This window comes from Micromonospora sp. NPDC005298 (genome assembly GCF_040607375.1).
Taxonomy (GTDB): Bacteria; Actinomycetota; Actinomycetes; order Mycobacteriales; family Micromonosporaceae; genus Micromonospora.
Window position 1 is genome coordinate 59,080 of sequence record NZ_JBEXGP010000010.1, and the last position, 21,130, is coordinate 80,209.

Genomic DNA, 21,130 nt, shown 5'->3' on the forward strand with positions numbered 1-21,130 from the left:
TCCCGCACCGGCGTCGTACCCATGAATTAAGGTCGCCGACGATGGCCGCTCCGGAATCACTCTCGCTCGCCCAGGCCCGCCGGGTGGCGCTGGCCGCCCAGGGCTTCGCCGACCCGGCGCCGACCGGCGTGCCCACCCGCCGCCATCTGCGCCGGGTGCTCGACCGGGTCGCGCTCATCCAGATGGATTCGGTGAACGTGCTGCAACGCGCGCACTACCTGCCGCTGTACAGCCGGCTCGGCCCCTACCCGACGACGCTGCTCGACCAGGCCGCCTACCGCCGCCCCCGGGAGCTGTTCGAATACTGGGGCCACGAGGCGTCACTCGTCCCGGTCGGGCTGCATCCGATGCTGCGCTGGCGGATGGCCCGGGCGCACAGCGAATCCTGGGGCGGCATGCGGCGCATCGCCCAGGAGCAGCCGGAGCTGGTCGCCTGGGTGCGGGACGAGGTGGCCGCCCGGGGTCCGCTGACCGCCGCCGAGATCGAGCACGACGCGCCCCGCGAGACCGGCAACTGGGGCTGGAACTGGTCGGCGGTCAAGCGGGCGCTGGAGTTCCTGTTCTGGGCCGGCGAGGTGACCGCCGCCGAGCGCAGCACCTCGTTCGCCCGCCGGTACGACCTGCCCGAGCGGGTGCTGCCGGCCGCCGTGCTCGACGCGCCGACCCCGACCGACGCCGAGGCGTACCGCACGCTCGTCGCCCTCGCCGCGCGGTCGCTGGGGGTGGCCGCCGAGCCGGAGCTGCGCGACTACTTCCGGCTGCCACTGGCCGGCGCCCGGCAGGCCGTCGCGGAGCTCGCCGAGGTCGGTGAGCTGGTGCCGGTCACCGTGGCGGGCTGGCGGCATCCGGCGTGGCTGCACGCGTCCGCGCGGCTGCCCCGCTGGATCCGGGCCAACACGCTGGTCAGCCCGTTCGACCCGCTGATCTGGGAACGGGCCCGCACGGAACGGCTCTTCGACTTCAGCTACCGGATCGAGATCTACGTTCCGGCGCCGCAGCGGGTCTACGGCTACTACGTGCTGCCGTTCCTCCAGGGGGACCGGTTCACCGCCCGGGTCGACCTGAAGGCCGACCGCCGGGCCGGGGTGCTGCTGGTCCCGGCCGCCTGGCTCGAACCGGGCGCGGACGCGGGGGAGACCGCTGTGGCGCTCGCCGCCGAGCTGTACCGGCTCGCCGGCTGGCTCGGCCTGGACGCGGTGGCGCCGCCCGCCGCCGGTGACCTGGCCGGTCCGCTGGCCGCCGCGTTGGCCGGCGTGTCGGGTGTACCGTGAGCGCGTGACGAGCGTTCCGGGACCGGTCGACCAGCCGCAGCCCGCACCGGGTGCGGTCCACACGGTGCCGGTCGGTGCCGCAGACCCCGAGGCGGCCGGCCCGACGGGTTGGCCGACGCCCCCGCCGGGTGGTTACCCGGCACCCGAACCGGACCGGCTCACCCGTTTCGTGTTGCGGCTCTACGAGCGTTCGCCCCGGTGGGCGGTGCCCCTGGCGGCAGTCGGCTGCGTCGCCGCCGGCATGGGCTACGCGCTGCTCAGCAACCCGACGTACGCCGATCCGGACGCCGCGCCGACCTGCCTGCTCAAGCTGACCACCGGCCTGGACTGCCCGGGCTGCGGTGGCACCCGCGCGCTCTGGTACGTGCTGCACGGCGACCTGCCGGCGGCCGCCCGACACCACTTCCTGTTCGTCTTCGCGCTGCCGTTCCTCGCGTACCTCTTCGTGGCGTGGGCGGGAAACCAGGCGTTCGGTTGGCGGATGCCGGAGCTGCGGATCAGCTCCAGGGTCATCGGCGGTTTCCTGGCCGCGTGGCTCGCCTTCTCGGTGCTGCGCAACCTGCCCTGGGCGCCGTTCACGTCGCTCTACGTCTGAGCCCTCCACACCCGCCGCTCGTCCGCCCCACCCGGCACCGAGGCTGGGGAGCGCCTCCGGACCGAGTGATCGACATTGCAGCGGGCGTGCCTGAGTTGGGCCGGGAGGTGCCGCGCCACTACAGTCCCAGGAATGCCGGAGATGGTGCAGCCCCAGGTCAAGTTGATCGCGTGGACCCAGTTCGCGGCCCCGGACGACGTGCCGTGGTCGACCGACGCGGAGGGTGGCCAGGCGCTCGCCGAGTTCGCCGGCCGGGCCTGCTACCAGTCGTGGAAGAAGCCGAACCCGGCGACCGCCACCAACGCCGGCTACCTGGCGCACATCCTCGAGGTCGGCCACCTCAGCGTGCTGGAGCACGGGTCGGTCACCTTCTACTTCACCGGCGTGTCCCGCTCGTTCACCCACGAGCTGATCCGGCACCGGCACTTCTCGTACTCCCAGCTCTCGCAGCGGTACGTGCCCGAGCGGGACGCGGCCATGGTCGAGCCGGCGGTCATCGCCGACGACCCGGAGCTGCACAAGAAGTTCACCGAGGCCGCCGAGGCGAGCGTGCGGGCGTACACCGAGCTGCTGGAGGGCCTGGAGCAGCGGTTCTCCGACGAGCCCAACCCGACCCTGCGCCGCAAGCAGGCCCGGCAGGCGGCCCGCGCGGTGCTGCCCAACGCCACCGAGACCCGGATCGTGGTCACCGGCAACTACCGGGCCTGGCGGCACTTCGTCGCCATGCGGGCCACCGAGCACGCCGACGTGGAGATCCGTGAGCTGGCCGTGGAGTGCCTGCGCCAGCTCCAGGGGGTCGCCCCGAACGTGTTCGCCGACTTCGTGATCTCCACGCTGCCGGACGGCACCGAAGTGGCGGCCAGCCCGCACGAGGCGTCCTGAGCCCTTCCCCGGCGGGCCCCGGCTGGTCGTCCGCTAGGTTGGAGGGTATGACGCACGACCACCCTGACGCTTCGGCCCGACCGGCGTCCCGTCCCTTCGGCCGGCTGATCACCGCCATGGTGACCCCGTTCACCCCCGACGGCTCCCTCGACCTCGACGGCGTCGCCCGACTGGCGAACCACCTGGTCGACGAGCAGGGCAACGACGCGCTGGTGGTCAACGGCACCACCGGTGAGTCGCCGACCACCACCGACGCGGAGAAGGAACGCCTGATCCGGGCCGTGGTGGAGGCCGTCGGCGACCGCGCCAAGGTGGTCGCCGGGGTCGGCACCAACGACACCCGGCACACCATCGAGCTGGCCGCCGCCGCCGAGAAGGCGGGCGCGCACGGCCTGCTGGTGGTCACCCCGTACTACAACAAGCCGCCGCAGAGCGGGTTGCTGCGACACTTCACCGCGGTGGCCGACGCCACCGGCCTGCCGGTGATGCTGTACGACATCCCGCACCGCTCCGGCGTGCCGATCGACACCGAGACGCTGGTCCGGCTCGCCGAGCACGGCCGGATCGTCGCGGTCAAGGACGCCAAGAACGACCTGACCGCGACCAGCTGGGTCACCAGCCGCACCGCTCTCGCCTTCTACAGCGGCGATGACGCCCTCACCCTGCCGGCGCTGGCCGTCGGCTGTGTGGGCGTGGTCGGCACCTCGACGCACTTCACCGGGGCGCTGACCGCACAGATGATCGAGGCGTACGACGCGGGGGACATGCCTGCCGCGCTGGCGCTGCACCGGCGGCTGCTGCCGCTGTTCACCGGCATCTTCCGTACCCAGGGCACCATCCTGGTGAAGGCGGGCCTGGCGTCACTGGGCCTGCCGGCCGGCCCGGTGCGACCCCCGCTCGTGGACGCCACCGACGACGAGATCGCCCAGCTGCGCGCGGACTTCGCGGCAGCGGGCCTGGAGCTGCCCGAATGAACGAACGACACGATGGGCGCCGAGTGACGGCGTCGCAGAATGAGGTGGACGCGTGACCGAGGCGCACATCGAGGCGGAACTGCCCCCGCCGCTGCCGGAAGGTGGTTTGCGGATCATCCCGCTCGGCGGGCTCGGCGCCATCGGTCGGAACATGACCGTCTTCGAGTACGACGGCAAGCTGCTGATCGTCGACTGCGGGGTGCTCTTCCCCGACGTCGAGCAGCCGGGCGTGGACCTGATCCTGCCCGACTTCGGTCCGATCCTGGACCGGCTGGCCGACGTCCAGGCGATCGTGCTGACCCACGGCCACGAGGACCACATCGGCGCGGTGCCGTACCTGCTCGCCCACAAGCCCGACATCCCCCTGGTCGGCTCACAGTTCACCCTCGCCCTGGTCGAGGCGAAGCTCGCCGAGCGGCGCATCCAGCCGTACACGCTCACCGTTCGCGAGGGCGGCCGGGAGCGGCTGGGCCCGTTCGAGTGCGAGTTCTTCGCGGTCAACCACTCCATCCCGGACGCGCTCGCGGTCGCCATCCGCACCCCGGCCGGTCTGGTGCTGCACACCGGCGACTTCAAGATGGACCAGCTTCCGCTGGACGGCCGGATCACCGACCTGGCCGGGTTCGCCCGGCTCGGCGCCGAAGGTGTCGACCTGCTGCTGTCCGACTCCACGAACGCGGAGATCCCCGGCTTCGTCACCCCGGAGCGGGAGATCGGGCCGGTGCTCGACTCGATCTTCGCGAAGGCCAAGGGCCGGATCATCGTGGCGTCCTTCGCGTCGCACGTGCACCGGGTGCAGCAGGTCTTCGACTCGGCGGCCGAGCACGGCCGCAAGGTCGCGCTGATCGGCCGGTCCATGGTCCGCAACATGGGCATCGCCCGGGACCTGGGCCTGCTCAACATCCCGGCCGGCCTGGTCATCAGCATCGACGAGGCGACCACGCTGCCGCCGGACCAGATCGTGCTGATGTCCACCGGTTCCCAGGGTGAGCCGATGAGCGCGCTGGGCCGGATGGCCAGCGGCGACCACCGGCACATCACCATCGCCCCCGGCGACACGGTCGTGCTGGCGTCCTCGCTGGTGCCCGGTAACGAGACCTCGGTCTACCGGGTGATCAACCGGCTGGCCCGGGCCGGCGCGGTGGTCGTGCACAAGGACGTGGCCAAGGTCCACGTCTCCGGGCACGCCCCGGCCGGCGAGCTGCTCTACCTGCTCAACGTGGTCCGGCCCAGCAACCTGATGCCGGTGCACGGCGAGTGGCGGCACCTGCGCGCGCACGCCCGCCTCGGCATCGAGTCGGGGGTGGCCCCCGACCGGGTGGTGATCTGCGAGGACGGCGACGTGATCGACCTGGTCGAGGGCCGCGCCAGCCTGGTGGGGCACGTGAAGAGCCGGTACGTCTACGTCGACGGCCTCGCCGTGGGCGACGTCAGCGAGTCGCTGCTCACCGAGCGGCGGATCCTCGGCGACGGCGGCTTCATCGCCACCACCGTGGTCGTCGACTCGGTCACCGGCAAGGTGGTCGCCGGTCCGACGCTGTCCGCGAAGGGCTTCTCCGAGGACCCGGAGGCGTTCAACCCGGTGATCCCGCTGGTCACCGAGGCGCTGAACCGGGCGGCGGCGGACGGCATCACCGACCCGCACCAGCTCCAGCAGATCGTCCGGCGCACCGTGGGGCGGTGGGTGAACGACGCGTACCGTCGCCGCCCGATGATCGTCCCCACCGTCGTCGAGGTCTGAGCAGGTCCCGCCACTGCCGGTCCACCCCGACGGGGTGGGCCGGCAGTACCCGTTCGTAGGCGTCAGGGCAGCGCGGCGACCGCCTCGGCGTAGGCCACGCCGGTGGCGATGGCGGCGTCCACCAGCACCGTGAGCTGCTCCGGGGCCACCCCGTGCGCCAGGTCGGTGGCCACGTCCCCGGCCAGCACCAGCTCCTCACCGAGGTCGTGCGCGTACGCCTTGGGCAGCAGCCGGTCGTGGTTCCAGGCGTTGCAGAAGGCGTACGCCTCGGCGCGGCGGGTCGCGGGCAGCCGGCGGGCGGCCATGGCGCGGGCGTGCAGCACCTCGCCGCGTTCGCCGGCCCGCCGGAACTGGATCGTGACGGCGCCCCAGCGGCCGACCACCGTGGCGCCCTCGTCCACGACGTATCGGTCCCCGCGTCGGTCCAGCGCGGCGGTGATCATGTCGATGGACAGCGTCGCCAGTTCGCGTGCGTCCTCGGCGGCGGGCTCGGCGTCGGCGGCGGGCTCGGCGTCGGCGGCGGGCAGGGGCACCGCAGCCGCGGTGGGACGCTCGGCCAGCCAGGCGGCCATCCGGCCGGAGTGGTGGCCGGTGCCGTTGCGGGCGTCGAAGCTGCCGGCCAGCTCGTTGGCGATCGCCAGCAGCAGGGCACCGAGGGTGGCGACGTCGAGGTCGGTGGCCGGGCGCCCGCCGTACGCCGGTCGGGGCACCGTGCGTACGCCGAGACCGGCCTCGACGGCCACCGCGCAGACCAGCGCGCCGGCGGCGGCGAACTCCATCGCGGCGAGGTCGTCGGTGGGCCGGTCCAGTCGGGGCAGCTGCTCGGCCAGGATGGCCAGTCCGCGTTCCAGGTGCCCGCCCAGGGCACAGAACCGCAGGTGCGCGGCGAGGTACGGGAACGCCGTCCGTTCGCGCCGGTGCCGCCGGTACGCCCGCACGTGCGCCACGGCGGCCCGCTCCGGTTCCCCGACGCGCAGCTCGGGCAGCAGTCCGGCCACCAGCGCCCGCTCGGGCTGGTCCGTGCAGTCGACCGCGTCGCCGGTGGGCTCGGTCAGCTCGGCCAGCGCGGCCCGCCACTCTCCCCAGCCGGCGAGCAGCTCCGCGCGGCGGGCCGGCGCGCAGCCCGGGCATCCGCCGGACGGCCCGCCGACCGTGCCGGCCCACCGCTGGTACCAGTGGCGGGCGGTGGGCTCGTCGCCGAGGTGGTCGGCGATCCGGCAGCGCAGCTCCGCGACTGTGGGCGCGTCGGGACCGTCCGCACCGACCCGGTGGGCCAGGTCGTCCAGGAGGGACCGGGTCTGGTCCAGTCCCACCCGGGGGGTGCCGAGCAGCGCCTCCACGGCGTACCGCTGAAGGCGTAGCAGCAGCCGGCCCTCGTCGTCGGTGAGCAGTTCGGGCCGGTAGTCGGCGGCGGCCCGGCACCGGCGTACCGGCTCGACCAGCCGCCACCGTTCGCCGTGCAGCAGGTACGCCTCGACGAGCGCGAACCGGGCGTCCAGAGCGGACCGGAGGTCCCCGGCGGCGTCGGCCCGCTCGGCGAGCCGTTCGAGGGCGAGCAGCCGGTCCGGTCCGTCGGGCAGGTCCCTCGCGTCGGCGAGCGCGCTCGCCAGCGCCGGGTCGCGGTGGATGGTCACGCCGGCACCGCGCCCGGCAGCCGCGCGACGGCGACGGCGAGTTGGCAGCCGGCCGAGATGCCACAGTCGAGCAGTTGGTCGAGCTGGTGCGGGGTCACCCCACGCTCCAGGTCGGTGATCACCTCGCCGTAGACCCGCGCCCGGCCGGCGTCGTCGACGTGCACGAACGCCTTGGGCCAGAGCCGGTCGTGGTTCCACGAGTTGCAGAAGGCGTACAGCTCCGGCACCCGTTCGATCCCGAAGGTGGGCGTGACCATCGTGCGGACCTGGAGCAGTTCGCCGTCGGCGCCCAGGCGCAGGAACCAGATCAGGTTGTCGTCGAAGCGGCCCACCAGGTCGCCGTCCACCGCCCGCCCGACCGCTCGACCGCGCGCGGCGAGCACCGCGGCGACCAGTTCGTCGGTCAGCGGGCGCAACACATCGGGGTGCCCGGCAAGCGGATTGTCCGGACCGTCCTCGAGTCCCGGCGACGCCATCGGGCATCCCTTCTGAGGCGGATATCACGACCGGCGGCGCGGTCCGTGCTGCGACGCGCGGACACGACCCGGAAAAGCGGCGATCTGCCGGGTCCCGCCGTTACCGTGACTCTATGGCGGGCCGTACCTCTCAGGCGAGCCGGCGACGCGGCGCGTCGCCGCGCGGTGGCACCAACAGCCGTGCCCGTCAACCGGCGAAGAAGACCAGGGCTCCGGTCCGTCGCCGCACCACGGCCGCCCGGCCGGGTCCGGCGGTCTACGTCGGCCGGGCCGTGGGTGCACTGTGGATGGGCGTGGCGCACGGGATGGGCTGGGCGGTGCGCGCCGCGGGCCGGCAGGCCGCCTCGGCCCGTGACCTCGACCCGGAGCACCGCCGCGACGGCGCGGGGCTGCTCCTGTTCGGGTTGGCCCTGCTCAGCGCCGTGGCGCTCTGGTTGTCGGGTGCGGGTCCGGTGGGTGCGCGGCTGGCCGACACGATCCGCTTGTTCCTGGGTGCGATCTCGGTTGTCGTACCCGTGCTGTTGATGATCGGGGCGTGGCGGCTGATGCGTCAGCCGGCGGACCCGGCGCACCGGGGCCGCGGGTTGATCGGCTGGGGTTCGCTGCTGGTGTCGACCGCCGCGCTGCTGCAGATCGGCCAGGACCCGACGGACACGGTGCAGCGTGACTACGCCGGTGGCCTGGTCGGGGCGGGCGTGGGCGGGCTGCTGGAGCGGGCCGTCACCGCGTGGGTGGCCGTACCGCTGCTGGTTCTGCTGCTCCTCTTCGGTCTGCTCGTGGTCACCGCGACACCCATCAACAAGATCCCCGAGCGGCTGGGCCTGCTCGCCAGCGGGCTGGTGGCGCCGCCGGAGACCGACGAGGAGTCGGACGAGCCGGCCGCCCGGCCGGCGCGCAAGCGACCGGCCAAGCGGATGCCGCCTCCGGTGGACCCGGACGACTTCGAGGACCTGGAGGGCGCCGACCTCCAGGAGACCATGGTCCTGCCGCGCAAGGCGCCGTCGAAGGTGCCGGCCAGCCGCAAGCCGGTCGAGCCGCCGGAGCACTCGCCGCCGCCGACGCGGGCCGAGCAGTTGGCGCTGACCGGGCTCGCCGGTGACTACACGCTGCCGCCGGCCAACATGCTCAGCGCCGGTGCCGCCGCGAAGACCCGCAGCAAGGCCAACGACGAGGTGATCGCCGCGCTCACCGGCGTGTTCGACCAGTTCGACGTGGACGCCGCGGTCACCGGCTTCACCCGTGGCCCCACGGTCACCCGGTACGAGGTGGAGCTGGGGCACGGCGTCAAGGTCGAACGGATCACGCAGTTGTCCCGCAACATCGCGTACGCCGTGAAGTCGCCGGACGTCCGGATCCTCAGCCCGATCCCGGGCAAGAGCGCGGTCGGCGTGGAGATCCCCAACGCCGACCCGGAGAACGTGGCGCTCGGCGACGTGCTGCGTTCGCGGGCGGCGACCAGCGACCACCATCCGATGGTGGTGGCGCTCGGCAAGGACATCGAGGGTGGCTACGTGGTGGCCAACCTGGCGAAGATGCCGCACATCCTGATCGCCGGCGCCACCGGCGCGGGCAAGTCGAGCTGCCTCAACACCCTGCTGGTGTCCATTCTCACCCGTGCCACTCCGGACGAGGTGCGGTTGCTGCTGATCGACCCGAAGCGGGTCGAGATGACCGGCTACGAGGGCATCCCGCACCTGGTCACGCCGATCGTGACGAACGCCAAGAAGGCTGCCGACTCGCTGGACTGGGTGGTCCGCGAGATGGACATGCGCTACGACGACCTCGCCGCGAACGGCGTACGGCACATTGACGACTTCAACCGCAAGGTGCGCAACGGCGAGATCAAGGCCCCGCCGGGCAGCGAACGGGAGATGCGCCCGTACCCGTACCTGCTGGTGATCGTGGACGAGTTGGCCGACCTGATGATGGTGGCGCCCCGCGACGTGGAGGATTCGGTCGTCCGGATCACCCAGCTGGCCCGGGCGGCGGGCATCCACCTGGTGCTGGCCACGCAGCGTCCCTCGGTCGACGTGGTGACCGGTCTGATCAAGGCGAACGTGCCGTCCCGGTTGGCGTTCGCGACCTCGTCCCTCGCCGACTCGCGGGTCATCCTGGACCAGCCGGGCGCGGAGAAGCTGCTCGGCCGGGGTGACGGGCTCTTCCTGCCGATGGGCGCGTCGAAGCCGGTGCGGATCCAGGGCGCCTGGGTCACCGAGCGGGAGATCGCCGACGTCGTCAAGTTCTGCAAGGACCAGCGGGAGCCGGAGTTCCGCCCGGACGTGCTGGCTCCCGCGAAGGACAGCCAGAAGAAGATCGACGAGGACATCGGCGACGACCTGGATCTGCTGGTGCAGGCGGTGGAACTGGTGGTCACCTCGCAGTTCGGCTCGACCTCGATGCTCCAGCGCAAGCTGCGGGTCGGTTTCGCCAAGGCGGGTCGTCTGATGGACCTGATGGAGACCCGGGGCGTGGTGGGGCCGTCGGAGGGGTCCAAGGCGCGGGACGTGCTGGTCAAGCCGGACGAGCTGGAGGACGTGCTGAGCGGCCTGCGCGGCGACGTGGACTGACACGTCGGCCGACCGTGGACACGCGACGGGCCCGCCGGCAGCCGGCGGGCCCGTGTCGAGGTGCGGTCAGTTGTTGATCAGCGCGCCGATGATCACCAGGCTGATGATCGCGGCGAGGACGCTGGCCGCGGCGGCGTACCAGCCCAGGGGCTTGTCGCCGAGCACCGCGCCGACGATGCCCGCGATGACGCCGAGCACGCCGAAGATGATCGGGTTGAGCAGCAGGGCGAGGACCGCGAAGACGAAGCCCACGATGGTGAGGATGCGGGCGGCGTTGCTGCGCGGGCGGGCGGTGCTGGACATGTTGGCCATGTCGTCCTCCGTTTGAGAGCCTGTCGTGACGGATCGATCAATACCCACCGTGGGGACCTGTCACGCGTACTTCCTCAGTGGAAGACCTTGAGGCCGACAACGCCCGCGACCACGAGCAGCAGGCACAGGATCCGGGGCACGCTCGCCGACTCGCCGAGCGCCAGCATCCCGACCAGGGCGGTGCCGACCGCGCCGATCCCCACCCAGACCGCGTACCCGGTGCCGACGGGGATCTCCCGCAGCGCGTACGCCAGACCCGCCATGCTCAGCACCAGGGTCACCACGAACACCACCGTCGGTACCAGTCTGCTGAGGCCGGCGCTGCGGTCCAGGGCCGTCGCCCACGCCGTCTCGAGCATTCCGGAGATCACCAGTACGAGCCAGGCCATGTCCACCTCACGGATCGGTGCCCGGGGCTGCCCGCACCGGGACGAGTCGACACATCACGTGGGGCGTCTTGGCCTGACCGGGTACGCCCACCACTCGTCCGGGGCGGCCGCGAGCGTCCGAGGCCACCGGAGCCGACGCTAGCACCGGGCCGGCGTCGGGTGCGGTGACTCCCGCCACCTCACGTTGACCTCTACCTCGCTTCAACTTGCACTATGGCAATCATGACCCTCCTCTACGCCGACCCCGAGGTCGCCGCCGTACTGGACGCCGCCACCACGGTCGACGCCATGCGGGACGCCCTGCTGGCCGCGTACGACGGCCGGCTGGTCGCCCCACCCCGGGCCGCCGCCCCGCTGGCCGGCGGGCGGATGGTGCTCACCGCCGGGCACCTCGTCGACGAGTGGTACGGCTTCCGCTCGTACGACACCTTCGGCCACCCGCAGGCCGAGCAACTGGTCGTCCTGCACGACGCCGGCACCGGGGCGATCCGGGCGGTCGCCGTGGGCGAGGAGCTGGGCTCCCGGCGTACCGGAGGGCTCGGCGCGGTCGCCGTCGACGCGCTGGCCCGGCCCGACGCGGCGACCCTCGCGGTGATCGGGTCCGGCCGGCAGGCGTGGAGTCAGGTCTGGGCCACCGCCGCGGTCCGACCCCTGCGCGAGGTCGTGGTCCACAGCCGCTCCGCCGCCCGACGGAACGCCTTCGCCGCCCGCGTCCACGCCGAACTGGGCGTACCGGCCCGCCCGGTGGCCGACCCGGGCATGGCGGTGACCGGCCGGGACATCGTGGTGCTCGCCACCACCAGCCCGACCCCGGTGCTCCGCGCCGCCGACCTGAGCCCCGGCACGCACGTCAACGCGGTCGGCTTCAAACAGCACGATCGCAGCGAGTTCGGCACCGACCTGCTGGACGTCGCCGACCTGCTGGTCACCGACTCGCCCGCCCAGGCGGCGGACTACCGGCCGCCGATGCTCGCCGCCACACCCCCGTACGCCGGGCGGTTGCGGGACCTGGGCGGCATCCTGGCCGGCGCGGTCCCCGGCCGGAGCACCGCGGACCAGATCTCCGTCTTCTGCTCCACCGGCCTGTCCGGCACCGAGGTCTTCCTGCTCGACCGGCTGACGCGGGTGGCCGCCGCGACGCGGTGACCGCCACCCGGGAGGCGCTGGCACGCGTGCGTCGGCCTCCCCGGCCGGCCCGGTACCCTCGGATGGTGTCTGCCACCTCCCCTGATGCCAACGCCGAGGGCCGTCGTGTCGCCCTGCTGACCCTGGGCTGTGCCCGCAACGAGGTCGACTCGGAGGAGCTGGCCGCCCGGCTGCACGCCGACGGCTGGCAGGTGACCACCGACGGCGAGGGCGCCGACGTGGTGGTCGTCAACACCTGCGGCTTCGTGGAGAAGGCCAAGCAGGACTCCATCCAGACCCTGCTCGCCGCCGCCGGCACCGGCGCCAAGGTGGTCGCCGCGGGCTGCATGGCCGAGCGGTACGGCCGGGAGCTGGCCGACAGCCTGCCCGAGGCGCAGGCGGTGCTGAGCTTCGACGACTACCCGGACATCGCCGCCCGCCTGAACGCGGTCGTGGCCGGCGAGCAGGTCACCGCGCACACCCCCCGGGACCGGCGGGAGCTGCTGCCGCTGACCCCGGTGCAGCGCCGTGACACCGGCGTGTCGCTGCCCGGGCACGGCACCGTGACGCGTACCACCGTCGACACCGACGAGCACACCCCGGCGCACCTGCGCCAGGTGCTGCGCCACCGGCTGGACACCGGCCCGGTCGCCTCGCTGAAGTTGGCAAGCGGGTGCGACCGCCGCTGCGCGTTCTGCGCGATCCCCGCGTTCCGTGGGGCGTTCGTGTCGCGTACGCCGGACGAGCTGCTCGCCGAGGCGGAGTGGCTGGCCAAGACCGGCGTACGGGAGCTGGTGCTGGTCAGCGAGAACTCCACCTCGTACGGCAAGGACCTGGGTGACCCCCGGGCGTTGGAGAAGCTGCTGCCGCAGCTCGCGGCGGTGTCCGGCATCGTCCGGGTGCGGGTGAGTTACCTCCAGCCGGCCGAGACCCGGCCGGGGCTGGTCGCGGCGATCGCCGGCACGCCGGGCGTGGCACCGTACTTCGACCTGTCGTTCCAGCACTCCAGCGAGCCGGTGCTGCGCCGGATGCGCCGTTTCGGCTCCACCGACCGGTTCCTGGAGTTGCTGGCCAGCGCCCGCGAGTTGGCGCCGGAGGCGGGTGCGCGGAGCAACTTCATCGTCGGGTTCCCCGGCGAGACCCGTGGTGACGTCGACGAGCTGGTCCGCTTCCTGACCGAGGCCCGGCTCGACGCGATCGGCATGTTCGACTACAGCGACGAGGACGGCACCGAGGCGGCCGGGCTGCCCGGCAAGGTCTCCGCCGCGACGATCAAGCGACGGTACGACAGGCTCAGCGCGCTCGCCGACGAGTTGTGCTCGCAGCGGGCCGAGGACCGGCTCGGCTCGACGGTCGAGGTGCTCGTCGACTCGATCGAGGACGGTGTGGTGGAGGGCCGGGCGGCGCACCAGGCGCCGGAGGTGGACGGCTCCACCACCCTGGTCGCCCCGGCCGAGGGTGGCGTCGACCTGGCCGCGCTGCGCCCCGGCGATCTGGTCCGTGCGACGGTGACCGGCACCGAAGGAGTGGACCTGCTCGCCGTGCCGGATGAGATGATCTCGGCGGCGCCCGGCGCAACACGGTGACGGCGGGTCCGAGCGGAGCGGGGGAGCCAGGTGGTGCGGTGCCGGGAACGCCACGGCGGCCCGAGCGGAGTGCGGCGGTGACGGGGGCGACCGGGTCGACGCCGGGCCGGGTGGTGGCCGTGGTGCCCGTCGTCAACGCGGCGAACGCGCTGACCGCCCTGCGGCTGGTGCTGGTGCCGGTCTTCGCCGCTTCGGTGATCGCGTCGGGGATGACCCATTCCGGCTGGCGGATGGCCGCCTGCCTGATCTTCGCGGTGGCCTCGGCGACGGATCTGGTGGACGGCTGGATCGCCCGCCGGTTCGCGCTGGTCACCTCGGTCGGCAAGGTGGCCGACCCGATCGCCGACAAGGCGCTCACCGGCGCGGCCCTGGTGCTGCTCTCCTGGTACGACCGCCTGCCGTGGTGGGTGACGGCGCTGATCCTCGTCCGCGAGGTGGGCATCACCGGGCTGCGGTTCTGGGTGATCCGGCACGGCGTGATCGCCGCCAGCCGCGGCGGCAAGATCAAGACTGCGCTCCAGATCCTCGCCATCGCCTGGTACCTCTGGCCGATGCCGGCGGCCCTCGCCGTCGTCGGTCCCTGGATCATGGCCGCCGCCGTGCTGGTGACGGTCGTGACGGGCTTCGACTACATCGTCCAGGCGCTCCGGCTGCGCCGTCCCCGCTGACCCGCGCGGGCGGCGCGTCGGGCGGTCGGCCCATGATCGACGCGTCGGAGCGGGAGGGTTGGGCGGCGACGAGTGGGGAAGGACGGTTCGATGCAGAGGGAGCAGGATTCCGAGCGGCCGGTGGGCAGCCCGGCGGCGGGTGCCGTGCACAGCCTGTCGCAACGGCACGAGACGCTGGCCACCGTCGAGTCGCTCACGGGCGGGCTGCTGGCCGCGTCGATCGTGGAGATCGCCGGGGTCAGCGGGATCTACCGGGGCGGGCTGGTCGTCTACGCCACCGAGCTGAAGGCCACGCTGGCCGGCGTACCGACCGGGCTGCTCGACGAGCGGGGTCCGGTGGACCCGGAGGTCGCAGCGGCGCTCGCCGAGGGCGGCCGGCAGCGCTGCGGCGCCGACTGGGGGATCGCCACCACCGGGGTGGCCGGTCCGGAGCCGCAGGACGACAAGCCGGTCGGCCTGGTCTACGTCGCGGTGGCCGGCCCGAACGGGAGTGAGGTCCGCGAACTCGATCTGGACGGCGGACGGGACCGCATCCGGTCGGCGGCGGTGATCGAGGCGTTGCGGCTGCTCACCGAGCGGATCCACGCCGCCGAGGCCACCCGGGACGCGGCCGGGGCCGGAAGCCGGTGAGCCGTCGCGGCTCATCCGACGGGCGGGGCGGGATGTCGCACGGGCCCGCAGCGGGTACGGTTGCGGGAAGGCTCCGGCGCTCGGAGCCGGCGCGGTCCGCCGCGGCCGGCTGCCCGACGCCGAGCGAGAAGTATCCCTCAGGGGGAGGTGCGATGGTCCTGCTACGCCGGGTAATCGGTGACGCACTGCGGGCGCGCCGGCAGGGGCAGCACCGCACCCTGCGCGAGGTGTCCACCGCGGCGAACGTCAGCCTCGGCTACCTCTCCGAGATCGAGCGGGGGCACAAGGAGCCGTCCAGCGAGCTGCTGGCCGCGATCTGTGACGCCCTCGGCGCCCGCCTGTCCGAGTTGCTGCGCGAGGTGAGCGACACCGTGGCGCTCGCCGAGCAGATGCCCGGGGTGCTCGTCGACATGCAGGACGAGCCGGCCGAGGCCGCGCCCGTCGGCGCGGCGACCGCCGTCCGCAAGAGCACCAACCGGGGTGTGCGTCAGGTCACCTCCGACGGCAAGGTCGCCGTCTCGGTCCGCCACGAGTCGCCGCTCAAGGCCACCTTGCGCAGCACCCGGGTCCGCCCCACCGAGCGCGATCGGGACGTGGTCTGCGCCGCCTGAGCCGTCCTCACGGCTGACCGTGGGCGACTCGGCCCGAGCCGCGTAGGGTTGCCCTCAGGAGCTGCCGGTGCCGTCGACCGCCCGGTACGGATGCCGGACTGGCGTTCGGCTGGGACGATGGAGACCGGCCGGGGTCGCGGTCGGCCGGCCCGTCCGGTCCCGACCGCGGTGGAGTGACGCTACTGAGGGGATACCGCGGAGATGGCGAACCCGTTCGTCAAGGGTTGGAACTATCTGATGGCACTCTTCGGTGCCAAGATCGACGAACACGCCGATCCCAAGGTGCAGATCCAGCAGGCCATCGAGGACGCTCAGCGTCAGCACCAGGCGCTGGTCCAGCAGGCCGCCGCCGTGATCGGCAACCAGCGCCAGCTGGAGATGAAGCTCTCCCGCCAGATGTCCGAGGTCGAGCGCCTCCAGGGCAACGCCCGGCAGGCTCTCGTGCTGGCCGACCAGGCCCGGGCCAAGGGTGACGAGGCCGAGGCCGGGCGGTTCGAGCAGTCCGCGCAGACCCTCGCCACCCAGCTGGTCTCCGCCGAGCAGGCCACCGAGGATCTCAAGACCCTGCACGACCAGGCGTTGGGCGCCGCCGCGCAGGCCCGCCGGGCGGTCGAGAACAACTCGATGATCCTCCAGCAGAAGCTCGCCGAGCGCACCAAGCTGCTCAGCCAGCTGGAGCAGGCCAAGATGCAGGAGACGGTGGCCCGTTCGCTGGAGTCGATGTCGTCGCTCACCGCGCCCGGCAACACCCCGTCGCTGGACGAGGTACGGGACCGCATCGAACGTCGGTACGCCAACGCGATGGGCCGCGCCGAACTGGCCGGCAACTCGGTCGAGGGCCGCATGCTGGAGATCCAGAAGGCGACCATCGACTCGGCCGGCTCGGCCCGGCTGGAGCAGATCCGGTCCAGCATGGCCGGGGAACAGCTCGGCGGAGCGGCGCAGCGACCCGCCGTGCCGCAGGCCGAGAAGGCGACCGACCCCGCCGCCGCGGCCCGCCTGGACGAGCTGCGCGCCAGCATGGCCCGCGAACGCGGCACCAGCGACCCGACCGCCGCCAGCTGAACGTCTCATCCGAGGAGGTCAGGTGGCAGACGACCGAACCCGGTACTTCCGCCGGCTGGATCGGCTCCGCCGGTCCGCCCGACGGTGGAGCGTGCTGGCCGGTGGGCTCGGTGGCGCCGCCGCGGTGCTGACCCCGTACGCCGGCCTCGGTCTGCCCGACGCGGCCTGGGCCGGCGCGGCGGGCAGCGCGGTGGCCCTCGCCGCCTGGCGGTGGGTCGACCTGCGGGCGCTGGCCGCCCGGCCGGCGCCCCCGGCGTTGGACCCGGCCGAGGCCGCGGCCCGGTCCCGGGCGCGACTGGTGGCGGCCGTCGAGCGGCTGCCGGTCGGCCACGGTGTGCTGGCCGAGGTCCGCCGGGTCCGCTCCCGGGTGGCGTTGCGAGGCACCAGCGCCGGGACGCAGTGGGCCCGCCTCGACCGGGCGGCGCTCACGCTGGCCGGGATGGCGCCGCGACTCACCGGGCTGGCCGAGCCGGCCGTGCTGGAAGCCGCCGCCGCCGACCGTTCGCTGCGCGACCTGGCCGCCCGGGTGGCGAGCGTCGAACGCGCCCTGCGGCTCGCCCCGACCGACGCGCGCCCGCCGCTGGCCGAGGCGCACGGCACGCTCGCCGCCCAGCTGGAGAGCGGTGTGGCGGCATACGAACGGCTCGTCGTGGCTGCCGCCGGCTACCTGGCCGAGGACGCCCGGCCGCAGGCCGCCCACCCGGCCGCCGACCAGCTCTCCGACGCCACCGACCTGCTGCACGGCGTGGCCTCGGCGCTCGCCGAGCTGCGGACCATTCCGCTGCGCACGCCAACCCGCTGACGCGCCCGCCGATCGGTCACGGTGGCGTCGTCACGGAGACCGGGCCGGTGTACGCCGAACTGCCCACGACGGTGAACGACCGGACCCGGTAGTGGTAGGTCACGCCCCGGCTCAGCCCCGTGTTGGTGAAGCCGCGACCGGTCACCGTGAAGGTCGCGACCTCCCGGTCGAACGCCGGGTCCAGTGCCCGCTGCACGACGAACCCGGATCCTGAGCCGACGCTGGTGTCCGCCGTCCAGCCCAGTACCACGGTCGCCGTGTCCGGGTCCGGCGCGCTCACGGTGGCGTTGAACCCGCCCGGGGTGCTCGGGGCGGGTGGGGTGCGCGCGGTGGCGACCGTCGACCAGGCCGACGCGGCGCCCAGGTAGGTGGTCCGGACCCGGTAGTAGTAGGTGGTGTCCGGCGCGACCGCGACGTCCAGGTGGTGGTTGCCGACCCCGATCGCCGTGGTACCGGGGCCGCTGCTGAACGTCGGATTGGTGGCGCGTTGCACGTCGATGCCTGTGGCGAAGGACCGGTTCGTCCAGCGCAGCGCCACCCGCAGCGGAGCGGCCGGAAGGATCGCGGCGACCACGCCGGCCGGGGCGGGCAGGTGCACCGAGGCGGGCACGCTGTTCGACCAGGACGAGTAGCTGACCGCGTTCTCCGCCCGGATCCGGTAGTGGTACGTCACCCCGGGGGTGACAGTCGCGTCGGTGTAGCGGGTGGCGGTCGCCGCGACGGTGATGGTGGTGACCTCGCCGTCGAAGGTCGCGTCGGTGGCCCGCTGCAGTACGTGGCTGGTGGCGGGCGGGCGGCCCCCGTTGCCGGTCCAGGCCAACGCGATCGCCGGCAGCGCGGTCGCCGAGCCGGGGACCGGTGTGGCGGTCAGCCCGGTCGGCGACCTCGGCGCGACCCGCAGCACCAACGGCCGGCTCATCCCCAGGTCGCGGTGGGCGGCGCGCTGACTGTGCCAGCGGTACTCCCACCCCAAGTTGACGAGTTGGTTCACCACCACGGCGGGTCGCCCGTCGGCGGGGCTGACAGGTGTCGCGCCGGTCCGGGCACCGGCCGGGCGGCCCGGGTCGAGCAGCCGCACGCTGTCACCCAGCTTGAACGGCAGCGTCGGTGCGACCGGTCGCAGCGCCACCACCACGTCCTCGCGGGGGTTGACCCGCACGATGTCCTTCCAGCCCAGCTCGGTGCCGTGCGGAGCGCGCAGCGTGCCGTCCCAGCCGACCCGGTTGACCACCTGCACGTCGCAGCCGCCGAAGCAGAGCGGCTCGGTCTGTCGGACGTTGCCGGTGATCCGCCAGATCTGGGTGCCGTCGGTCGGCGAGCCCAGCGGCACGGCCGGGTCGGCGGCGAACAGCACCTCGGTCACCGGGTCGGTCGGGCCCAGGGGGAGGGTCACCGGGGTCAACGGCCCGGCGTGCGGGTGCCCGACGCCGAGGCGGCCGGCCAGCCGACCATGGTCCGGCTCGAAGACCTGCTGCGCGGCCTTGACCTCGACCGGCAGGGTCACCGGGCCGGCGCCGCCCGCCGGAGTGAAGGTCACCGTGCCGGCGTGCACCGGCACCGTCGTCTCCCGTGCCGTCCGGGTGCCGAACGCCGCGTCGTACGCGGGCTGCGGCACGATCGGCGGGCGCTGGCTGGCCGCGTACGCCGCGGGGAGCCGGTCGCGCAGCCGGGCCAGGTCGTACGGCGGCTCCGCGTCTCCGGTGACCCGGAACTGGAGCAGGGTGCGGGTGTTCGGGCCGTACCCGGGCTCGGTGGGGGGCGGGCCACCCTCGGCCGTCCGGTCGGGGGCGTCGCCGTGCTGGTCGTAGCGCGGGTCGAAGCCGGGCAGCGGTGCGGGCGCGTCGTTGTACAGGATCAGCGTGCTGCCCGGCGGCACGGCGGAGAAGTCGACGAGCACGTCGGCCCGTTCGCCGGGCGCGAGCAGCAGGGTGTGCCCGTCGACGTTCAGCACGGTCGGGTCGAGCCGGTCGTAGCGGTAGCCGACCGGCCGGTTCGCCAGCACCACAGGGGCGGGCAGCAGGCCGGCCTCGTTGCCGATCTGGACGAACGCCGGCCCGGCGGCGCGGGGGTCCGGCACCCCGCCGTCCCGCCCGTCGGTCGGCCAGCCCGCCGGGCGGTCCGCCGCCCGCAGGGCGGGCACCATCGGCACCTCGCCCGCCTCGGCGTCGGCCAGGACGCCGTCAGCCGTCCACATCGGCCCGTCCGAGCAGGCCCGGTAGAGCTGGAGGTTGAGGCTGCGGTCCAGGCAGGCGTTGAGGATCCGGAACCGGTACGCGCGGGGCCGCACCTCCAGGTACGGGTAGGCGACGCCGTTGACCAGCGGGGTGTCGCCGTACGCCTCGGGCACCGCGGACGGGTGCGGCACGCCGGGAGTGAGGGGTGGCTCGTCCGGCGCGCCCACCGGGTCGTGGTGCGGATTGGGCACCGGCCCGGCCGACGACGCCGCGGTCCCGACGCCGCCCGGGGCCGGGTCGCCGGACCACGGTCCGTAGTCCCACCGCCCGGTCGGGTTGCGTCCACCGGGGCGGTACGGGTCCTGTCGAGGCTGGTAGACGTGGGGGTGCCAGAGGCTGCCCCGGGCGCCCCAGCGTTCCCGGTCCCAGGTCGGGTCCTCTGCGGCGAGCTGGGTGTCGTCCGGCACGAACGTCTTGTCCTCGATGACCAGCGGCAGTTGGTCCGCCGGCAGCACCTGGTCGGCCACCAGCTCGTCCTCGGCCGGGTCGGTCAGCAGGTAGAGCGCGAGCTGTCCACCGTAGACGGTGAGGCGGGCCAGGCCGTGGGTGTTGTCGTGGAACCACAGGAGCCGGCCGCTCTGCTCGTTCGGGTAGTAGAGCGTCGTGGCGCCGGCCCCCGGTGGGGGCATGTCCGGCACGTGGGCCAGGCCGGTGCCGGTCGGGTACGGGGTGATCTCCCCGGCCGGGGTGATCCACTGCCCGGGGTTGCCGGCGCTGGTCCAGCCGGTCCGAGCGCCGGCGAGGTGCAGCACGGCCCGGTTCTGCGGGTACGGCGCCGGACCGTCCAACGGGCCGAGGCCGGCCCCGGCGACCGTGTCGTCGACCGGGAGGAACAACTCGCCGGCCCGGCCGCTGGGGAGCTGGTTGATGAACTTCACCCGGACCGGCCGGCCCCGCCGGGCGAGGATCATCGGGCCGAGGTGCCAGGGTCGCTCCGGTGGCGCGACGGTGTTGTGCCCCGACGCGTCGGTGCCGAGGTTGAGCTGCCGGTAGCCACGCAGCCGGGTGGCGGGCAGGTCCCGGTGCAGGCGTTGCGCGTACTCCTGGAGGCCGATCTCGTAGTAGTCGCAGCCCGGATAGCTGATCGTGTCGGGGACGGCCACCGGCAGGTACGCGCCGAGCCCGTTGCCGCCCACCTGGCCGGGGGTGGGGAGAGCGTCGACGAACTTGCGCAGCCCGGTGCCGGGCACCAGAAGCCCGTCGGCGTCCCGTGCCGGCCGGGGGCTGTACGCGAAGTTCGGCACCGGGCCGAAACTGCGCGGCACGGCGGCCGGGTCCAGGCTGGTGGTCGGGGCGACCTCGTCGGTCGTCCCCGCGACCCGCTCGGCGGCCCGCGCGGCCGGCACCACGGACGCCGTCCGGCCGTTGACGTGGCCGTCGCGGGTGGTGCGCTCGAAGAAGGTGGAGCGGAGTCTGCGGAAGATCGCCATGACTCTCCCCGGGTCGGGGCACGAGGCCCGCCACCCCGGCGTGGCGACCCCGATGCTCTGCTGACGGTCGGTGAGCACTCAACCGCAGCATGCGACGCGAACGGCCAGATAGGAATTACCCAATCGTCCGTATCTGGG

General features: G+C 73.6%; 18 protein-coding genes and 1 riboswitch. Of the genes, 13 read left to right on the forward strand and 5 right to left on the reverse strand.

Annotation, left to right across the window (positions count from 1 at the left end):
• The first annotated feature begins 41 nt into the window (after window positions 1-41).
• From ABZS77_RS16870 to ABZS77_RS16890, 5 genes are all read left to right on the forward strand, one after another.
• Window positions 42-1,271: a crosslink repair DNA glycosylase YcaQ family protein gene (locus tag ABZS77_RS16870; RefSeq protein ID WP_354823447.1), complete on the forward strand. Its 1,230-nt coding sequence runs from the start codon at window positions 42-44 to the stop codon at window positions 1,269-1,271.
• A gap of 4 nt (window positions 1,272-1,275) precedes the next feature.
• Complete coding sequence (locus ABZS77_RS16875) at window positions 1,276-1,866, forward strand: DUF2752 domain-containing protein (RefSeq protein ID WP_354823449.1); 591 nt, start codon at window positions 1,276-1,278, stop codon at window positions 1,864-1,866.
• 141 nt (window positions 1,867-2,007) lie between these two features.
• Entirely contained in the window at window positions 2,008-2,748 is a 741-nt protein-coding gene (gene thyX, locus ABZS77_RS16880; protein ID WP_145785820.1) for an FAD-dependent thymidylate synthase, read from the forward strand.
• A 47-nt stretch (window positions 2,749-2,795) separates the two neighbouring features.
• Complete coding sequence (gene dapA, locus ABZS77_RS16885; protein ID WP_354823451.1) at window positions 2,796-3,722, forward strand: 4-hydroxy-tetrahydrodipicolinate synthase; 927 nt, start codon at window positions 2,796-2,798, stop codon at window positions 3,720-3,722.
• Between the two features lie 52 nt (window positions 3,723-3,774).
• A complete protein-coding gene (locus ABZS77_RS16890; protein WP_354823453.1) occupies window positions 3,775-5,463 on the forward strand; it encodes a ribonuclease J in 1,689 nt (562 codons plus the stop codon).
• A gap of 62 nt (window positions 5,464-5,525) precedes the next feature.
• Here ABZS77_RS16890 and ABZS77_RS16895 read toward each other — a convergent pair whose 3' ends face one another.
• Window positions 5,526-7,097 carry a YbjN domain-containing protein gene (locus tag ABZS77_RS16895; protein ID WP_354823455.1) on the reverse strand — a complete coding sequence of 524 codons (1,572 nt, stop codon included), beginning with the start codon at window positions 7,095-7,097 and terminating at the stop codon, window positions 5,526-5,528.
• The gene (locus tag ABZS77_RS16900; protein WP_354823457.1) at window positions 7,094-7,573 is read right to left on the reverse strand and encodes a YbjN domain-containing protein; all 480 of its coding nucleotides are present in this window, start codon (window positions 7,571-7,573) and stop codon (window positions 7,094-7,096) included. The genes ABZS77_RS16895 and ABZS77_RS16900 overlap by 4 nt, the downstream gene beginning before the upstream one ends.
• A 113-nt stretch (window positions 7,574-7,686) precedes the next feature.
• On the opposite strand from ABZS77_RS16900, the gene ABZS77_RS16905 reads away from it, so the two are divergent.
• Window positions 7,687-10,140: a DNA translocase FtsK gene (locus ABZS77_RS16905; RefSeq protein ID WP_354823459.1), complete on the forward strand. Its 2,454-nt coding sequence runs from the start codon at window positions 7,687-7,689 to the stop codon at window positions 10,138-10,140.
• A gap of 66 nt (window positions 10,141-10,206) precedes the next feature.
• Here the strand turns inward: ABZS77_RS16905 and ABZS77_RS16910 are convergent, their stop codons facing one another.
• Window positions 10,207-10,452, reverse strand: a complete 246-nt coding sequence (locus tag ABZS77_RS16910; protein WP_354823461.1) for a hypothetical protein — start codon at window positions 10,450-10,452, stop codon at window positions 10,207-10,209.
• A gap of 74 nt (window positions 10,453-10,526) precedes the next feature.
• Window positions 10,527-10,841, reverse strand: coding sequence for an SMR family transporter (locus tag ABZS77_RS16915; RefSeq protein WP_354823463.1), 315 nt, complete (start codon window positions 10,839-10,841; stop codon window positions 10,527-10,529).
• Window positions 10,842-10,898: 57 nt separating this feature from the next.
• Window positions 10,899-10,965, reverse strand: a riboswitch (guanidine-III (ykkC-III) riboswitch).
• Window positions 10,966-11,063: 98 nt separating this feature from the next.
• Here ABZS77_RS16915 and ABZS77_RS16920 point away from each other — a divergent pair.
• The 7 genes from ABZS77_RS16920 (at window position 11,064) to ABZS77_RS16950 (ending at window position 17,328) form a co-directional block, all read left to right on the forward strand.
• Window positions 11,064-11,987, forward strand: coding sequence for an ornithine cyclodeaminase family protein (locus ABZS77_RS16920; RefSeq protein ID WP_354823465.1), 924 nt, complete (start codon window positions 11,064-11,066; stop codon window positions 11,985-11,987).
• 62 nt (window positions 11,988-12,049) lie between these two features.
• Window positions 12,050-13,552, forward strand: a complete 1,503-nt coding sequence (gene rimO / locus ABZS77_RS16925) for a 30S ribosomal protein S12 methylthiotransferase RimO (protein WP_354823467.1) — start codon at window positions 12,050-12,052, stop codon at window positions 13,550-13,552.
• A gap of 77 nt (window positions 13,553-13,629) precedes the next feature.
• Window positions 13,630-14,220 carry a CDP-diacylglycerol--glycerol-3-phosphate 3-phosphatidyltransferase gene (gene pgsA / locus ABZS77_RS16930; RefSeq protein ID WP_354823469.1) on the forward strand — a complete coding sequence of 197 codons (591 nt, stop codon included), beginning with the start codon at window positions 13,630-13,632 and terminating at the stop codon, window positions 14,218-14,220.
• 90 nt (window positions 14,221-14,310) lie between these two features.
• A complete protein-coding gene (locus ABZS77_RS16935; RefSeq protein WP_354823471.1) occupies window positions 14,311-14,850 on the forward strand; it encodes a CinA family protein in 540 nt (179 codons plus the stop codon).
• A 152-nt stretch (window positions 14,851-15,002) separates the two neighbouring features.
• Complete coding sequence (locus ABZS77_RS16940; RefSeq protein ID WP_354823473.1) at window positions 15,003-15,461, forward strand: helix-turn-helix transcriptional regulator; 459 nt, start codon at window positions 15,003-15,005, stop codon at window positions 15,459-15,461.
• Between the two features lie 201 nt (window positions 15,462-15,662).
• A complete protein-coding gene (locus tag ABZS77_RS16945; protein WP_354823475.1) occupies window positions 15,663-16,526 on the forward strand; it encodes a PspA/IM30 family protein in 864 nt (287 codons plus the stop codon).
• 22 nt (window positions 16,527-16,548) lie between these two features.
• Window positions 16,549-17,328 carry a hypothetical protein gene (locus ABZS77_RS16950; RefSeq protein WP_354823477.1) on the forward strand — a complete coding sequence of 260 codons (780 nt, stop codon included), beginning with the start codon at window positions 16,549-16,551 and terminating at the stop codon, window positions 17,326-17,328.
• Window positions 17,329-17,344: 16 nt separating this feature from the next.
• Here ABZS77_RS16950 and ABZS77_RS16955 read toward each other — a convergent pair whose 3' ends face one another.
• Window positions 17,345-20,992 carry a hypothetical protein gene (locus ABZS77_RS16955; RefSeq protein ID WP_354823479.1) on the reverse strand — a complete coding sequence of 1,216 codons (3,648 nt, stop codon included), beginning with the start codon at window positions 20,990-20,992 and terminating at the stop codon, window positions 17,345-17,347.
• Window positions 20,993-21,130: the final 138 nt, after the last annotated feature.